Below are 15803 nucleotides of genomic sequence, written 5' to 3' on the forward strand. Positions count from 1 at the left end.
CAATAAAGGCAAAAGAAGAGTCTAAAAATAACACGCAGTCCGCTAAACGTGAATTAACAGTGGTGGCGACAGCATATACTGCTGATCCAAGTGAAAATGGTACATATGGTGGACGCGTTTTAACTGCGATGGGGCATGATTTAACGGCTAATCCGAATATGAGAATTATCGCAGTTGACCCGAAAGTAATTCCTTTAGGAGCTAAAGTATGGGTAGAAGGTTATGGAGAAGCAATCGCTGGAGATACCGGAAGTGCAATTAAAGGTAATCGCATTGATGTTTTAATGGGCTCAAAAAGTAAAGCTATGAATTGGGGAAAACAAACTGTTAAAGTGAAAATTTTATAATAAATCTAGAATATAACATAATGAAAATAAGACCGACATATTTTGTAGGTCTTATTTTCGTACCATAATATCATTAAGAATCACATCAAATATATCTTTTTGCGTGAAGTGATCTGTAAAAATAGTTTCCCTAGCAACTTCAATTGTATCGTGCGGATTATACCATTTTTCTAGGGAATCCTCACCAAATTCATGCCTTTTTTCCCTTGTGTTATGTCGTCGAATCGTTTCTTTTAACGATAAATCAAAGTAATATGTATACGCGTTTCCTTCAAAAAAATGTATTAATTCTTTCAGCATATCACCATATCTTCGACTGTTTAAAATACCTTCTAAAATAACAAGTTCACATTTTCCTTTTCCATACTTTGTAATTTCACATAGTAAATCATGTGATAAATTCCCCATCGTATCGTGTACTCTAAGCATATCTCTACGTACAACATCTTGTGATACTAAAAGTGTCCCTTGTCCGAAATATTCTTGTAGTTGCTTTGCGATTGTTGTTTTACCACTTGCGGAGTTTCCTCTAAGAATGATTAATGTTGATTTATGTATAGGATTAGACATAGTGAATTCCCCCAGCATGAATGATTATATAGAAAATTTTAACAAATTAAACGTAGAAAGTGTATAATTAATAAGGATGCAAATAAAAAAGGTGGGGGTTAAATGGAAGGTAAATTAAATAGGGCGCAGCCGATTTGGAAACGGACATGGTTTCGCTATCTAGGGGCATTTATAATTTTACAATTACTGTTTATTATTTGTGAAGTAACTGCATGGGCACCAAACTTTAGACCTGGCGGAGAATTTTTTAATAGAGTATTAAATTCTCAATTTTTCACAGAATGGTTCACGCCATATAAAATCCCTCAATTTAATGTGTTTACAGCATTTTTTGCGATTACATTGTTACCATACGCATTAATAGGTGCAATGAAAGATTTCACAAAAAGGAAAAATATAAATAATTAAAAAGAGGTATTATATGCTATTTCAAAAAGATAATGTATCGGTTCGGTACGTAAAAGAAGAGGATGCACCAATCATTTCAAAATGGTTAACAGAACCAGAAGTCCTGCAATATTACGAAGGACGAGATAATCCCCAATCAGTAGATATGGTACTGGATCATTTCATACATAATCCAAACAGTCATGAAAAAAGATGTTTAATAGAGTTTGATGATGTGCCAATTGGTTATATTCAAATGTATCCAGTTGATTCGGAGTGGAAAACATTATATGGCTATGAAGAATCGCAACATGTATGGGGAATGGATCAATTTATTGGAGAACCGACTTATTGGGGAAAAGGCATTGGAACGAAACTCGTTCAGACAGCAATTACATATATTATGGAGAACACGGGAGCAGAAGCCATTGCAATGGACCCGAAAGTAAATAATGAACGTGCAATAAAGTGTTATGAAAAATGTGGATTTAAAAAGGTAAAGGTTTTAAAAGAACATGAACTGCATGAAGGGGTATTAGAAGATTGTTGGATGATGGAATATAAATAAAAGGGGGCTGCACGAAATGAAAAAAGCATTAATAGTAATCGACGTGCAAGCAGGTATGTATACAGCAGGAATGCCAGTACATAATGGGGAAAAGTTTTTAGAAATATTGCAAGAGCTTATTGGAGAATGCCGTTCAAATGATATTCCGGTAATTTATGTGCAACATAATGGACCGAAAGACCATCCGTTAGAAAAGGGTACAGACGGGTGGAAGATCCATGCAGCAATTGCTCCACTAGAGGGAGACAGTATCGTTGAAAAAACGGCGCCAGATTCATTTTATAAGACAAACTTAAACGAAGTGTTACAAGAAAAAGGGATTGAACACGTTATTCTTTCAGGAATGCAAACGGAGTACTGTGTGGATACGACAACGCGAAGAGCGTTTAGTGAAGGGTATAAAGTAACGTTAGTGAGCGATGCACATAGTACGTTTGATACAGAGGTGTTACGTGCTGAAGACATTGTGAAGCATCATAACGTAGTGTTTGGAGCGTTTGCTGATGTCATTACATTAAAAGATTTGAAAGAAACTGTCTCTAAATAAGAGGCAGTTTTTTATCCGACTTTAATGGGCAGTAAGACCCCCACCTCAAAATGCAGCGAAAGCAAAGAGGTTAGGTGGGGGGCGGGCTGCCCATAAAAGCCCGATTGGTTCAACTAATAATCAGTGGGGGATGAAGAAAACCCCCACTGATTAAAGTTTCACTTTATTAGAGGAAATCATGTCAAATAGTGTCGGTAAGTCGATATCCTTTGTCGAAACGTCGATATATTGCAATAATCGTCGATATAATTTCACGTACCATAATAAAAACACAAAAAAGGAGCACCACATAATTAAAAAGGGCGCTCCTACATCAAAATATTACTTCTTCTTATCTTTATCCAATATATTCTGCTCTTCAGCAAACTCCGTACCATATGCGAAGCGGCGATTAATACGAATATTATCGTTGTGGTGCCTTGTGTGAGAGCCAGAGAAACGATGAACGATTACTTCAGATAATGTGAAGACAATTGCGGAAAGGATGCTTCCCCATGCAATTTGCATATAGTTGTCTAATAAAATATTACCGAAAATCCATACGCTTAAATATGTTAGTAAGAAATCCGACATAATGGCACCAGTATTGCCGATTCGATTTAATATGATTTTATCAACGAACATATAAGATACGATTGTTACAAAGAGACTAAATGAAATAATTTGGACGAACGTTGCAGGGAAAAATAAAGCGAGTCCAATACTAAATGCGATAATGCACGATATAAACTTGATAAGCACTACAGTAAAACCATTCAATATTTACACCTCCGATTTATACATAGTTTTACAATAAATTTAGGAGTTCATACATTGTAACGAATATATTTATATAAAACTTTTTCATGTTCAATCTTTGTCTAAATATTAAAAAAAAAAAGAAAAAATGTTATAGTAAAATGAGAGTATATGACATTTTTAGGTAAGGGGGAATCCTGGGTGTGGATTACTTCAGAAGTAGAAATTCCAGACGAGTTAATTGATCATCTTGAACAAGGAAAGTTAGTATTATTTGTTGGAGCGGGAGTTTCTATGAAAGGGAAATCAAACTTACCGAATTTTGATGATCTTGTTGATGAAATTGCGAAAACGTTATATGTAGAAAAACGTGAAATAACAGAACCACATGATTATTATCTTGGTAAAATTGCGAAATCAAAAGATGTACATCAAGTTGCAAGAGATCTAGTTCATATAGAAAAGTCAAAACCGAATCCGCTTCATTATGCAATTCCGAGGTTGTTTCCTTTAGACACGGAAGTTCGTATTGTAACGACAAATTTTGATCGACATTTTACAACTGCGATAAAAGAAATGAATAGAGAATTAAACGTATATTACGCACCTGCGTTACCTACAGGTAGAGCGTTTAAAGGACTCGCTTACATACATGGCAATATAGAACAAGAGAAAGAAGCATTAATTTTAACAGATGGTGATTTTGGAAGGGCTTACTTGACGGAAGGATGGGCGAGAAGATTTTTAGTTGATTTATTCTCGAATTATACCGTTTTGTTCGTTGGATATAGCCATAATGATCCAGTAATGAAATATTTAGCAACTGGTTTACCACCAAGTACAAGGCGTTATGCATTTGTCGCACAAGGAGAAAATACATATCATTGGGAGCATTTAGGAATACGGCCGATCGTATATCCAAATAAAGGTAATAATCATCAGTCTCTCGTTAAAGCAGTAAAACGATGGGCGGAGTTAATGGGTGATAATTATATTACAAAACGAATGCGCATTCGTGACATAGTAACAGTTCCACCTTCTGTAGAGCAGGAACAATTATCATACATAAAACAATCCATTAAAAAAATTGAAACAGTCCGCTACTTCGTTGAATTTGCTCATGATTATGAGTGGGTGGAATGGCTTGAAGCGGAAGGGAAATTACAAAATTTATTTTTAATTACATCAAACTATAACGAGGTAGATGAATTACTTGCAAAATGGTTAGTGGAACAATTTCTTTTTAGTCACCAAAAAGAATTATTTCAATTAATTTTTAAAAATCAATCTAAACTATCTCCGTTATTATGGAGAACAATTTGTAGTTACTTAAGTGAGACGAAAATTGAGATGGACCCATTGTTGTTTGCACGGTGGACACTGCTTTTATTAGAAACAGCTGAAAAAGATAGTAAATCGATCGAAACAATTTCGTACTTACTGCAAAAATGTTCTTTTCCTGAGCATAAAGAAATCGCTTTATTGTTATTAACGTTTATTTTGGACGGAAAACTTAAATTGAAGCGTGAAAGAAAGTGGGGAAATGATAATACGCAAGAATCAATAGAACTTGAGGAGTCGAGTCGTTTACCCGTGTCTACATTTTCTTATGTGGAGCAAATTTGGAATGAAAAGATGAAACCGCATATTTCTTATTACGCCGTTCCAATTATGATGATGGGAATAGAGAAGTTGCGGATGTTATCACTAAGGCAAACGGCACTGAAAAAAAGGGATAAGGAAAATGTGGAAAAAGAGTTTCAGCAAAATGATCTTGCGTTTTTAATTCAAATTGTAAAAGAGTGTTTAGCCTATTTATGTGAAAATAATGAGAAAAAAGCAAATTATTATATTACTGAAATGATAGAAGCAAGCAGCATACTTCAAAATCGAATTGCCATTGATGCGATGAATAAAAATATATTCGTAAGCGCCGATGAGAAGATGAAATGGTTGTTACAGGAAGAAATTCTTTTAGATGTCACGTATAAACAAGAAGTTTTTCAACTTATAAAAAATCATTACGCACTCTCTTTAGAAAAAACAAAGGAAGAAGTCATTCAAATTGTATTAAAGAACCTTGCAGAGGAGAGGGCATTTGATGTTTGTTTACTGTTAGATTTATTATTCACGTGTGATTCAAATAGTCCATCTACAGCAAAAGGTTATGAGTTAATGAAGCAAAAACATCCACACTTTCATTCTGATCGATACAGTGTAAAAAAGAGAGAGACGACAGAACAAAGTATTACTTGTAATGTAACTGCTGATGGATTATTACAGCTGAAAGATGAAGAAATTATGAAACAAGTTCGCCAATTCTCTCAAGATGGTGTGTTTGAACAACGTCATTTTTTAGAGATGTTATCGAAAGCATGTAAATTGAATACAGAATGGAGTATTTCATTTGCTTATCAATTAGTAGGTATGCACGAAATAAGTAATGAAGTTTGGTTTGTTTGTATTAGAGAGTGGCGAAATAACCGAGGACTGACAAATGAACAAATACAAAAAGTTATTCCTCTGTTGCAGAAATTCGTTAGAAATACTGCATTTCATTGGTTAATTAGTAGCTTTCTATATGAAATTAGCAATCGGTTAGAAGAGTTAGAGGAAAATAGTATACGCAATGTAAAACGGTTTGCTTTTTCAGTATTCCCTCAAGTAATGAAAAGTGACACGGATTTTAAGCTTGGAAAACAAGATTTTTACAATGAATCGATTCAGCATCCTGTTGGGAAAATGACAGCTGTATTATTAAAACTGTTATCATATGATCATTTATACGATCGTAATGTGTATGAATATTTATTTTTATTTGAAGAACAAGTAAGAATTAGTACAGAACGGACAAATTTTATGTTAGCGCGTTTAGTAGCGGATATTACATTTCTTTATCATATTGAGAAACAATGGTGCCGAAAATATTTGTTACCGTACTTAGAGTTAAAGAAGGAAAATGAGAATACGAAATATGCATGGGCCGGCTTATGTTACACGCAAATAAATTTACCTTTATTTACAGAAATGAAGCGATTTATTAAGTATGCAGTAGAACATTTAGAAGTATTACATCCGCATACGAGGGAAGCTTTCTTAAAATGGCTCAGTTTTGTATTTATTAAATGTGTACTGTATTGGGAACAAAAAACAGACTGGTTATACCCTTTACTTATACGAGAAAATGAAGAAAATAAAATTAAGTTTATGCAGTTTTTATGCTATTACGTCAAAACGTTAAGCGCAAAAGAGCAACAAAAATTTTGGGCAGCTTGGCTCAGTATATTTTTGCGAGAACGACCGAAAATGGGTGAAATCACAGCTAGAGAATATGTAATGCTTTTACGTATTATTTTATTTATGGATGAAATAGTAGAAAGAGGGTTATCGATAATTTGTAAATCATTTTCGGACGTAGGTGGAAAGGGAAATCAAACGGAGTTAAAACAGTTATTCAATGAAATACTTGAGAAGACAGAGAGTATAAAAATGTATAAAGAGTTGTATGCAAACGTATTTTTTACTTTACTGCAAACGCTTCAGGAAGCGGATTTACTTGAAACGGAAATCATTCAAATAAAAGAATTTTTAATCGGGTATAAAGTAGAAAAATGTGTAATAAATGCAATAGATAATGAGATAATTCGCATCGGAATTGTTATGGAGAATTTACAAGAAGAAATGTAGGGCGAAAGTGGAATTTTAAAAAATATATAAAAAGTTGTTGACAGTGTTTTGAAAAGCGTTCTATAATACGAATCATACTTATTCAATTTCAAAAAACATTTGAATAAACAAAGTGCAATGAAGAGATCACAGTAGTGGTTAGTCTTACTGTAACAGAGAGCTGGTGGTTGGTGTGAACCAGTACAGGGATAATCATGAATTACAGTCTTGGAGCATCTTTTTCGTAGTAAAGATAGTATTGTCTTTATGAAGAAAAAGCGGTCAATTGATCGTTAACAGTGAAGAGAGGTAGACGGAAAGATAGTCTACAACTAGGGTGGTACCGCGATAAATATCGTCCCTACTGATTTATTCAGTAGGGACTTTTTGTATTTTAGTGGCCCAACTTGAAAATTAAATATGTATGCGTTGAAAGGAAAAGCAGTAGTTGTTGTTTCCCTGTAACAGAGAGCTGGTGGTTGGTGTGAACCAGTACAAAAACAAGAGCGAATTACAGTCCTAGAGCATCTTTTTCGTAGTAAAGATAGCATTGTCTTTATGAAGGGAAAGACGGTCAGATGATCGTTAACAATGAAGAGAGGTAGACGAAAGAAGTCTACAACTAGGGTGGTACCGCGATAAATATCGTCCCTACTGATTGAATCAGTAGGGATTTTTTGTACAAAAAAGTGGGTTTTTAACTAGTAGATAGTGTCTTTGTACTAATTATTAGTTTAAAATAAGAAAAGGGATCGATTCCACTTTAAATTTGTATAATTGACCAGTTCAGAAAATAGAGAATTTTTCATTCTCTTACTATAACTTTTAAAACATTAGAGGAGGATTTCCAAATGGCAAATCATGAATTAGATCAATTACGTAAACAGGTAGATGAAATTAACTTACAACTATTACACCTTTTAAACAAACGTGGTGAAATTGTTCAAAAAATTGGGGAGCAAAAGCAAGTACAAGGTACGAAACGTTTTGATCCAGTACGTGAGCGTGAAGTACTTGATATGATCGCAGAGAATAACGAAGGACCATTCGAAACATCAACGGTTCAACATATTTTCAAAACAATCTTCAAAGCTAGCTTAGAATTACAAGAAGATGATAACCGTAAAGCATTACTAGTATCACGTAAAAAGAAACAAGAAAACACAATTGTTGACGTAAAAGGTGAATTGATTGGTAACGGAACACAAACGTTCATTATGGGACCTTGTGCGGTAGAAAGCTTAGAGCAAGTTCGCCAAGTAGGGCAAGCGATGAAAGACCAAGGCTTAAAATTAATGCGCGGTGGTGCTTTCAAACCGAGAACATCTCCATACGATTTCCAAGGTTTAGGAGTAGAAGGATTACAAATCTTACGCCAAGTAGCAGATGAGTTCGACTTAGCGATTATTAGTGAAATTTTAAATCCGAACGATGTTGAAATGGCATTAGACTACGTTGATGTAATTCAAGTTGGTGCACGTAACATGCAAAACTTCGATTTACTACGAGCTGTAGGTAAAGTTAACAAGCCAGTATTATTAAAACGTGGATTAGCAGCAACAATTGATGAGTTCATTAATGCAGCGGAATACATCATTGCACAAGGTAACGACCAAATTATTCTTTGTGAGCGCGGTATCCGCACATACGAAAGAGCGACACGTAACACATTAGACATTTCAGCAGTACCGATTTTAAAGAAAGAAACACATTTACCAGTTGTTGTTGACGTAACGCATTCAACTGGACGTAGAGATTTATTATTACCAACAGCAAAAGCAGCGCTTGCAATTGGCGCAGATGCAGTAATGGCTGAAGTACACCCAGACCCAGCAGTTGCATTATCAGATTCTGCACAACAAATGGATATTCCAGAATTCCATAAATTCATGGAAGAGTTAAAAGGATTCAAAAATAAATTATCTTAATTCCATATCATATATGCGCTGAAGAGGAAACAGTAGTGCTTATCTCCCTGTTAAAGAGAGCTGATGGTCGGTGTGAATCAGTACAAAGGTAAGCATGAATTACAGCCTTGGAGCATCTTTTTCGCCAAATTTTGGAGGAAAAGACGGTCTTACGATCGTTAAAGAAGAGAGGTAGACGAAAGAAGTCTACAACTAGGGTGGTACCGCGATAAACATCGTCCCTACTGAGCGCTCAGTAGGGACTTTTTTGTACAAAAAAATAGTAAAGGGGCAAGAGAAATGAGATACATTACAGCTGGAGAATCACATGGACCGCAGTTAACAGTTATTTTAGAAGGTGTACCAGCAGGTTTAACGCTGGCAGCGGAACATATAAATAAAGAATTATTAAGAAGGCAAAAAGGGCACGGACGCGGAAGACGTATGCAAATTGAAACGGATACAGTTGAAATTGTAAGTGGTGTTCGTCATGGGATGACACTTGGCTCACCAATTACGTTAATCGTAAAAAATGATGATTTCAAACATTGGACGAAAGTAATGGGTGCAGAGCCAATTTCGGAAAAAGAAAGTAAAGACATGAAACGTACAATTACGAAGCCACGTCCAGGACATGCGGATTTAAATGGAGCAATTAAATACGGTCACCGTGATATAAGAAACGTACTAGAGCGCTCGTCTGCAAGAGAAACGACAGTAAGGGTTGCAGCTGGAGCAGTTGCGAAACAAATTTTAAAAGAATTAGGCGTAGAAATTGCAGGGCATGTACTTGAAATTGGTGGAGTAAAAGCAAAACATATTTCTAACTTGTCAATTGAAGAAATTCAAACGATTACTGAAAACTCACCAGTTCGATGTTTAGATAAAGAAGTAGAACAAGAGATGATGAATGCAATTGATAATGCAAAAAGTAGCGGAGATTCAATAGGAGGTATTGTAGAAGTCATTGCAGAAGGAATGCCGATTGGCGTTGGTAGTTACGTTCATTACGATCGTAAATTAGATGCAAAACTTGCTGGTGCAATTATGAGTATTAATGCATTTAAAGGTGCTGAAATTGGCGTTGGTTTTGAAGCAGCAAGACAGCCAGGAAGTAAAGTGCATGATGAAATTTTATGGGATGAAGAACAAGGATACACGAGAAAAACGAATAATGCCGGTGGTTTAGAAGGCGGTATGACAACGGGAATGCCAATTGTCGTAAGAGGTGTAATGAAACCAATACCTACATTATACAAACCGTTAGCAAGTGTTGATATTGATACGAAAGAAGCATTCCAAGCGAGTATTGAAAGATCTGATAGCTGTGCAGTACCAGCAGCAGGTGTAGTAGCTGAATCTGTTGTAGCATGGGAACTTGCACATGCACTAGTCGAACAATTCGGAAAAGATCGTATGGAGTTAATTCAACAAAACATTACGCAACATAATAAATACGCAAAAGAATTTTAATAAAAAGGTGGTTTTAACATGCAAGTAAAAGATCAACTATCATCATTACAACCATATAAACCAGGTAAATCACCTGAACAAATGAAAGAAGTGTACGGAGATCATTCATTTGTGAAACTAGCATCGAATGAAAATCCATTCGGCTGCTCACCACGTGTTTTAGATGAGTTGCAAAAATCGTGGTTGGACCATGCTTTATACCCTGACGGAGGTGCTACAACGCTCCGTCAAACAATTGCAAATAAGCTACATGTACAAATGGAACAAGTACTTTGCGGTAGTGGTTTAGATGAAGTCATTCAAATCATAAGCCGTGCAGTACTTAAAGCAGGAGATAAAATCGTAACGGCTGGGGCAACATTCCCGCAGTACCGTCATCATGCAATTATTGAAGGTTGTGAAGTGAAAGAAGTTCCATTAAATAACGGTGTATACGATTTAGACGAAATTTCGTCAGCGGTAGATAATAATACGAAAATCGTATGGATTTGTAATCCAAATAACCCGACAGGCACATATGTGAATGACCGAAAATTGACTCAATTCATTGAAGGTATTAGTGAAAATACGTTAATTGTCATTGATGAAGCGTACTATGAATACGTAACAGCAAAAGATTTCCCAGAGACATTACCGCTTTTAGAAAAGCATAAAAATATTCTTGTGCTTAGAACATTTTCTAAAGCGTACGGATTAGCTTCCTTCCGCGTTGGATATGCGATTGGACAGGAAGAGCTAATTGAGAAATTAAATGTCGTACGTTTGCCATTTAACGTATCTTCATTAGCGCAAAAAGCAGCGACGATTGCTTTTGGTGATGACGAGTTTATTGAAGAAGTAGTTCGTGTGAATACAGAAGGATTACAACAATACGAGAGCTTTTGTAAGGAAAATGATATTCCATTTTATCCATCGCAAACAAATTTCATCTTCTTACCAGTTGAGAATGCTGGAGAGATTTATGAAGCTTGTGCACACGCAGGATTTATTATTCGTCCATTCCCGAATGGTGTCCGTATTACAGTCGGAACAAGGGAGCAAAATGAAGGAGTGATTTCGGTGTTACAACAACACTTTGAAAATAAAAAAAGAAAGTCTCGAGATGAGGCAAATGCGTAAACAGGTAGTATTAATTGGAACTGGTTTAATCGGAGGCTCTCTCGCATTAGCAATTAAGAAAGAGCACGATGTAACGATAACAGGTTATGATATATTTCAAGAACAAGTAGAGCGTGCAAAAGAATTACACGTAGTAGATGAAATAGCAGTAGATTTACAACATGCATGTGAAGAAGCACATTTAATTGTTTTTGCTTCACCAGTTGAAGAAACGAAGAAGTTATTACACAAATTAGCGTCATTTCGTTTACGAAAAGATGTTATTGTGACTGATGTTGGTAGCACAAAAGGAACAATTATGAATGAAGCGGAAGCTTTGTTTTCAAAGGAAATTTCTTTCATTGGTGGACATCCGATGGCAGGTTCTCATAAAACGGGCGTTGAAAGTGCAAAAGCGCATTTATTTGAAAATGCATTTTACATTTTAACACCGATGCATCACGTGCCCAATGAAGATGTGGAAGAGTTGAAAGATTGGTTAAAAGGAACAGGGTCACATTTCCTTGTTTTAAACACAGAAGAACACGATTATGTAACAGGAATTGTAAGTCATTTCCCGCATCTTATTGCAGCTGGATTAGTAAAGCAAGTAGAGAAACATGCAGGAGATAATCCACTTATTCATCAGCTAGCTGCTGGAGGTTTCAAAGACATTACACGTATCGCATCTAGTAGTCCGAAAATGTGGAGTGATATTGTTAAGCAAAATCGTGAGCATTTAATGTTATTATTAAAAGAGTGGATCTCTGAAATGGAAGATTTATATGATACAGTTTCGACCGGAGATGCAGGCGAGATTCAAAACTATTTTGCAGACGCGAAAGAATACCGTGACTCTTTACCGGTAAGAAAGAGAGGGGCGATTCCTGCCTATCACGACTTATACGTCGATGTTTTAGATAAAGTAGGGGCATTGGCCCATATTACGAGTATTTTGGCTCGCGAGGAAATTAGTATTACGAACTTGCAAATATTAGAAGCGCGTGAAGGATTACTTGGAGTATTACGTATTAGCTTCCAACGAGAAGAAGATCGTATGCAAGCAAAACTCGCGCTTGGAGAAGAAAAATACCAAACTTATGAAACAATTTAAATGAGAAGGTGAAAACGTGAAGGAAAGAACAATTCAACCTGTTAATAACGGATTAAATGGCAACATTACAATTCCAGGAGATAAATCGATTTCGCACCGTGCTGTCATGTTCGGTGCGATTGCAGAAGGAAAAACAACAATTAAAGGTTTCTTGCCCGGTGCAGATTGTTTAAGTACAATTTCTTGTTTTAAAGAAATGGGAGTAGACATCGTGCAAAACGGTGATGAAGTCACTGTAGTTGGTAAAGGATTAGAAGGTTTACAAGAACCGAAAGCTGTATTAGATGTTGGTAATTCGGGTACAACTATACGTTTAATGTCAGGAATTTTGGCAAATACACCATTTTTCTCTTGCGTACAAGGTGATGCATCTATTGCAAAAAGACCGATGAAACGTGTAACAAATCCATTAAAACAAATGGGTGCGAACATTGATGGGCGCGAAGAAGGAACGTTTACACCGCTAACAATACGTGGTGGAGATTTAAAAGCAATTGAATACACTTCGCCGGTAGCAAGCGCACAAGTAAAGTCAGCTATTTTACTTGCAGGACTTCGTGCAGAAGGTGTAACAGCTGTTACAGAACCACATATTTCACGCGATCATACGGAAAGAATGCTCGAAGCATTTGGCGTTAAAGTAACTCGCGAAGGAAAGACAGTGAAACTAGCAGGTGGACAAAAGTTAACAGCGACAGATGTTCAAGTACCAGGTGACGTATCATCAGCTGCATTTTTCTTAGTAGCAGGTGCAATTATTCCAAATAGTAAACTAGTATTACAAAATGTAGGAATGAATCCAACTCGTACAGGTATTATTGATGTTTTAGAGAAAATGGGTGCTACGTTCACTGTAGAGCCAATTAACGAAGGAGCATCAGAACCAGCTGCAAACATTACAATTGAAACATCTTCATTAAAAGGAATCGAAATCGGCGGAGATATTATCCCTAGATTAATTGATGAAATTCCTGTTATCGCTTTAGCGGCAACGCAAGCAGAAGGAATTACAGTAATTAAAGATGCACACGAATTAAAAGTAAAAGAAACAAACCGTATTGATACAGTCGTAGCGGAATTAACAAAACTTGGTGCTCGCATAGAGGCAACTGACGACGGGATGATTATTTACGGGAAATCAGCTCTAAAAGGTAATACAGTTAATAGCTATGGTGATCACCGTATCGGAATGATGCTTGCGATTGCGGGATGTATTGCAGAAGGAAAAACAACAATTGAAGATGCAGAAGCAGTTGGTGTATCATACCCTACATTCTTCGAAGAACTTCAAAAGTTAGCTAAATAAAGTGATGAGAAGCAGATACGAGATGTATCTGCTTTTTCATATTGGATGTTTGTTAGTAAGCTAGTATAATTTCATTCACCGAACTATAACGTTTAGAATTATGGTACAATTCAAACAAAGGAAGGGGAGGAATATATGAACGTTATACGATTAAAGGAAGATAAATTTAGAGAAGCATTACGCTTATCAGAATACGCTTTTCAATATAAAGTTGAAGAGGATCGATTGCAGCGGCAACTTACAAGAATGAAGGAAAGTCATGAAGTGTACGGTATTATGGAAGGTAATGACTTAGCGGCAAAACTACACCTTATTCCGTTTCATATATACATAGGAAAAGAAGCATTTAAAATGGGTGGCGTTGCAGGGGTAGCAACGTATCCAGAGTATAGAAGAAGCGGATATGTGAAAGAATTACTTCAACATTCACTTCAAACGATGAAAAAAGACGGATATACAGTATCGATGTTACATCCATTTGCTGTTGCATTTTACCGTAAATATGGCTGGGAACTTTGTGCGAATCTTCTTGTATGTCATATGACAAAGAGTGATTTAGTTATGAAAAAACAAGTGAATGGTACTGTGAAACGTTTCAATAAAGAAAATCACTCAGAAGAAGTCGAGAAGCTTTATGAAACATTTGCAGAACGTTTTTCTGGTATGCTAGTTCGCAATGAAAAATGGTGGTTACAAGCAGTTTATGATGATTTAACATTAGCAATTTACTACGATGAAAATAAAACTGCAGCAGGTTACATGTTATATAAAATAGAAAAATCTAAAATGACTGTAGAAGAATTCGTACCACTGCATAATGAAGCACGAAATGGTCTATGGAACTTTATTTGCCAACATGATTCTATGATTAAAGAACTTGAAATGACAGTAAGTGAAAACGAACAGTTGTTATATACATTGCAAGAACCACGTGTGAAAACAGAAATAAAACCATATTTTATGGGAAGAATTGTAGATGTAGAGCAGTTCTTAAAACAGTATGAGTTAAACTGGAACAATATACAACAAGAAATAATTTTACATATTACAGATTCATTTGCACCGTGGAATAATGTATCGGTGAGACTTGCAAATTATGAAATAACAATTATAGAAGAACCAATGGATAAAGGGATCAAGCTAGATATAAATGCACTATCTACAATATTGCTTGGATACAAACGCCCATTAGAACTAAATGAACTTGAATTAATTAACGGAAGCGAAGAGGAAATACGAGCGTTTGAGAAAATAGTTCCGGTACGAGAAGCATTTATTTATGATTTCTTTTAAAAAATAGGGCTGTCCCAAATCAAATTTTGGGACAGCTTTCTCTTTGGGTGTCGGTTTTTGTCGGTAAGTTGATATATCCTGAAAATCGCTGATATAATTTTATTCACAAATAAGTGAATAAAATTACAACTATACGTAGTCACACACTTGACTTTTATTCCCTGTAATTTATAATTAAAAACGGAATGAATTTTCATTCCTGAAAATAGAGGTGGAAAAAATGGCTAAAAACAAACAAGAGGATATTTTTGATGCTGCGATGCAACTTTTTGCAGAGCGTGGTTACGATGGTACGACAATTCCAATGATCGCTGAAAAGGCAAAAGTCGGTGCGGGGACTATTTATCGCTATTTTGAAAATAAAGAGGCACTTGTTAACTCATTATTTTCAAAAAGTATGTTAGAGCTTTCTGAAATGATAAAAACAGATTTTCCTGTTGAAGCAAATATTCGTGAACAGTTTAGTCATACGTATAACCGTTTATTTGAATTTGCGAGAAACAATGTGGATGCTTTTTTATTTACAAATTCTCACTGCGATAGTTATTTTCTTGACGAGCAGAGTAAGAAAATATTTGACGATTTTATAGGCTTCTTTATGAATATTATAGAAGATGGGATTGTAAAAGGCTTACTCCGTCCGTTACCTCCAGTTGCTTTAATTATTATTGTATATCAACCGTTAGAAAAATTAATTAAAGTAATTGCAACAGGGCAATTAGAGTACTCAAAAGAATTAGTAAAAGAATTGGAAGAAAGCTCTTGGAACGCTATAAGAATCATTTGATT

General features: G+C 35.7%; 14 protein-coding genes and 3 other annotated features. Of the genes, 12 read left to right on the forward strand and 2 right to left on the reverse strand.

The window, feature by feature from the left end; genetic code table 11:
• Positions 1-347 (forward strand): 3D domain-containing protein (locus tag MR079_RS14450; RefSeq protein WP_242294179.1); only part of this gene is annotated, 347 nt, incomplete at its 5' end.
• A gap of 51 nt (positions 348-398) precedes the next feature.
• On the opposite strand, the gene MR079_RS14455 is transcribed toward MR079_RS14450, so the two are convergent.
• Positions 399-917 (reverse strand): kinase, encoded by a 519-nt coding sequence (locus tag MR079_RS14455; protein WP_016717791.1) that lies wholly within the window; start codon positions 915-917, stop codon positions 399-401.
• 102 nt (positions 918-1019) lie between these two features.
• Here MR079_RS14455 and MR079_RS14460 point away from each other — a divergent pair, with 102 nt between their 5' ends.
• Genes MR079_RS14460 through MR079_RS14470 form a run of 3 tightly spaced genes read left to right on the forward strand, consistent with a single transcriptional unit; the run spans position 1020 to position 2419 of the window.
• Complete coding sequence (locus tag MR079_RS14460; protein ID WP_000398605.1) at positions 1020-1325, forward strand: YfzA family protein; 306 nt, start codon at positions 1020-1022, stop codon at positions 1323-1325.
• Between the two features lie 13 nt (positions 1326-1338).
• Positions 1339-1872, forward strand: a complete 534-nt coding sequence (locus MR079_RS14465) for a GNAT family N-acetyltransferase (RefSeq protein WP_016717790.1) — start codon at positions 1339-1341, stop codon at positions 1870-1872.
• Positions 1873-1888: 16 nt separating this feature from the next.
• On the forward strand, positions 1889-2419 hold the full coding sequence (locus MR079_RS14470) for a cysteine hydrolase family protein (RefSeq protein WP_139865929.1): 531 nt from the start codon (positions 1889-1891) through the stop codon (positions 2417-2419).
• Positions 2420-2740: 321 nt separating this feature from the next.
• Here MR079_RS14470 and MR079_RS14475 read toward each other — a convergent pair whose 3' ends face one another.
• The gene (locus MR079_RS14475; RefSeq protein WP_076870606.1) at positions 2741-3178 is read right to left on the reverse strand and encodes a YndM family protein; all 438 of its coding nucleotides are present in this window, start codon (positions 3176-3178) and stop codon (positions 2741-2743) included.
• 150 nt (positions 3179-3328) lie between these two features.
• Between MR079_RS14475 and MR079_RS14480 the strand changes: the two genes are divergently transcribed.
• The 8 genes from MR079_RS14480 (at position 3329) to MR079_RS14515 (ending at position 15801) form a co-directional block, all read left to right on the forward strand.
• The gene (locus MR079_RS14480; RefSeq protein WP_242294180.1) at positions 3329-6844 is read left to right on the forward strand and encodes a DUF4020 domain-containing protein; all 3516 of its coding nucleotides are present in this window, start codon (positions 3329-3331) and stop codon (positions 6842-6844) included.
• Between the two features lie 108 nt (positions 6845-6952).
• Positions 6953-7189, forward strand: a binding site (T-box leader).
• A gap of 54 nt (positions 7190-7243) precedes the next feature.
• Positions 7244-7479: a binding site (T-box leader), on the forward strand.
• A gap of 195 nt (positions 7480-7674) precedes the next feature.
• Positions 7675-8751, forward strand: a complete 1077-nt coding sequence (locus MR079_RS14485) for a bifunctional 3-deoxy-7-phosphoheptulonate synthase/chorismate mutase (RefSeq protein ID WP_001273581.1) — start codon at positions 7675-7677, stop codon at positions 8749-8751.
• 9 nt (positions 8752-8760) lie between these two features.
• Positions 8761-8977 (forward strand) — a binding site (T-box leader).
• 53 nt (positions 8978-9030) lie between these two features.
• Positions 9031-10203: a chorismate synthase gene (gene aroC / locus MR079_RS14490; RefSeq protein WP_001269403.1), complete on the forward strand. Its 1173-nt coding sequence runs from the start codon at positions 9031-9033 to the stop codon at positions 10201-10203.
• Between the two features lie 18 nt (positions 10204-10221).
• Complete coding sequence (hisC, locus tag MR079_RS14495) at positions 10222-11322, forward strand: histidinol-phosphate transaminase (RefSeq protein WP_139865927.1); 1101 nt, start codon at positions 10222-10224, stop codon at positions 11320-11322.
• On the forward strand, positions 11315-12415 hold the full coding sequence (tyrA, locus tag MR079_RS14500; protein WP_139865926.1) for a prephenate dehydrogenase: 1101 nt from the start codon (positions 11315-11317) through the stop codon (positions 12413-12415). Before hisC ends, tyrA begins: the two co-directional genes overlap by 8 nt.
• A 16-nt stretch (positions 12416-12431) precedes the next feature.
• Positions 12432-13721 carry a 3-phosphoshikimate 1-carboxyvinyltransferase gene (aroA, locus tag MR079_RS14505; protein WP_000664609.1) on the forward strand — a complete coding sequence of 430 codons (1290 nt, stop codon included), beginning with the start codon at positions 12432-12434 and terminating at the stop codon, positions 13719-13721.
• A gap of 135 nt (positions 13722-13856) precedes the next feature.
• A complete protein-coding gene (locus MR079_RS14510; protein ID WP_242294181.1) occupies positions 13857-15014 on the forward strand; it encodes a GNAT family N-acetyltransferase in 1158 nt (385 codons plus the stop codon).
• A 220-nt stretch (positions 15015-15234) separates the two neighbouring features.
• A complete protein-coding gene (locus MR079_RS14515) occupies positions 15235-15801 on the forward strand; it encodes a TetR/AcrR family transcriptional regulator (RefSeq protein WP_139865924.1) in 567 nt (188 codons plus the stop codon).
• Positions 15802-15803 lie beyond the last annotated feature (2 nt).

It is taken from the genome of Bacillus cereus group sp. BfR-BA-01381 (genome assembly GCF_022663555.1).
In the GTDB taxonomy this organism is placed as follows: domain Bacteria; phylum Bacillota; class Bacilli; order Bacillales; family Bacillaceae_G; genus Bacillus_A; species Bacillus_A pacificus.

What these genes read in the sequence shown, in the direction of transcription:
- MR079_RS14455 (WP_016717791.1), bottom strand. Translation starts at nt 917, where the DNA reads ATGTCTAATCCTATACATAAATCAACATTAATCATTCTTAGAGGAAAC.
- MR079_RS14460 (WP_000398605.1), top strand. Translation starts at nt 1,020, where the DNA reads ATGGAAGGTAAATTAAATAGGGCGCAGCCGATTTGGAAACGGACATGG.
- MR079_RS14465 (WP_016717790.1), top strand. Translation starts at nt 1,339, where the DNA reads ATGCTATTTCAAAAAGATAATGTATCGGTTCGGTACGTAAAAGAAGAG.
- MR079_RS14470 (WP_139865929.1), top strand. Translation starts at nt 1,889, where the DNA reads ATGAAAAAAGCATTAATAGTAATCGACGTGCAAGCAGGTATGTATACA.
- MR079_RS14480 (WP_242294180.1), top strand. Translation starts at nt 3,329, where the DNA reads ATGACATTTTTAGGTAAGGGGGAATCCTGGGTGTGGATTACTTCAGAA.
- MR079_RS14485 (WP_001273581.1), top strand. Translation starts at nt 7,675, where the DNA reads ATGGCAAATCATGAATTAGATCAATTACGTAAACAGGTAGATGAAATT.
- aroC (WP_001269403.1), top strand. Translation starts at nt 9,031, where the DNA reads ATGAGATACATTACAGCTGGAGAATCACATGGACCGCAGTTAACAGTT.
- hisC (WP_139865927.1), top strand. Translation starts at nt 10,222, where the DNA reads ATGCAAGTAAAAGATCAACTATCATCATTACAACCATATAAACCAGGT.
- tyrA (WP_139865926.1), top strand. Translation starts at nt 11,315, where the DNA reads ATGCGTAAACAGGTAGTATTAATTGGAACTGGTTTAATCGGAGGCTCT.
- MR079_RS14510 (WP_242294181.1), top strand. Translation starts at nt 13,857, where the DNA reads ATGAACGTTATACGATTAAAGGAAGATAAATTTAGAGAAGCATTACGC.
- MR079_RS14515 (WP_139865924.1), top strand. Translation starts at nt 15,235, where the DNA reads ATGGCTAAAAACAAACAAGAGGATATTTTTGATGCTGCGATGCAACTT.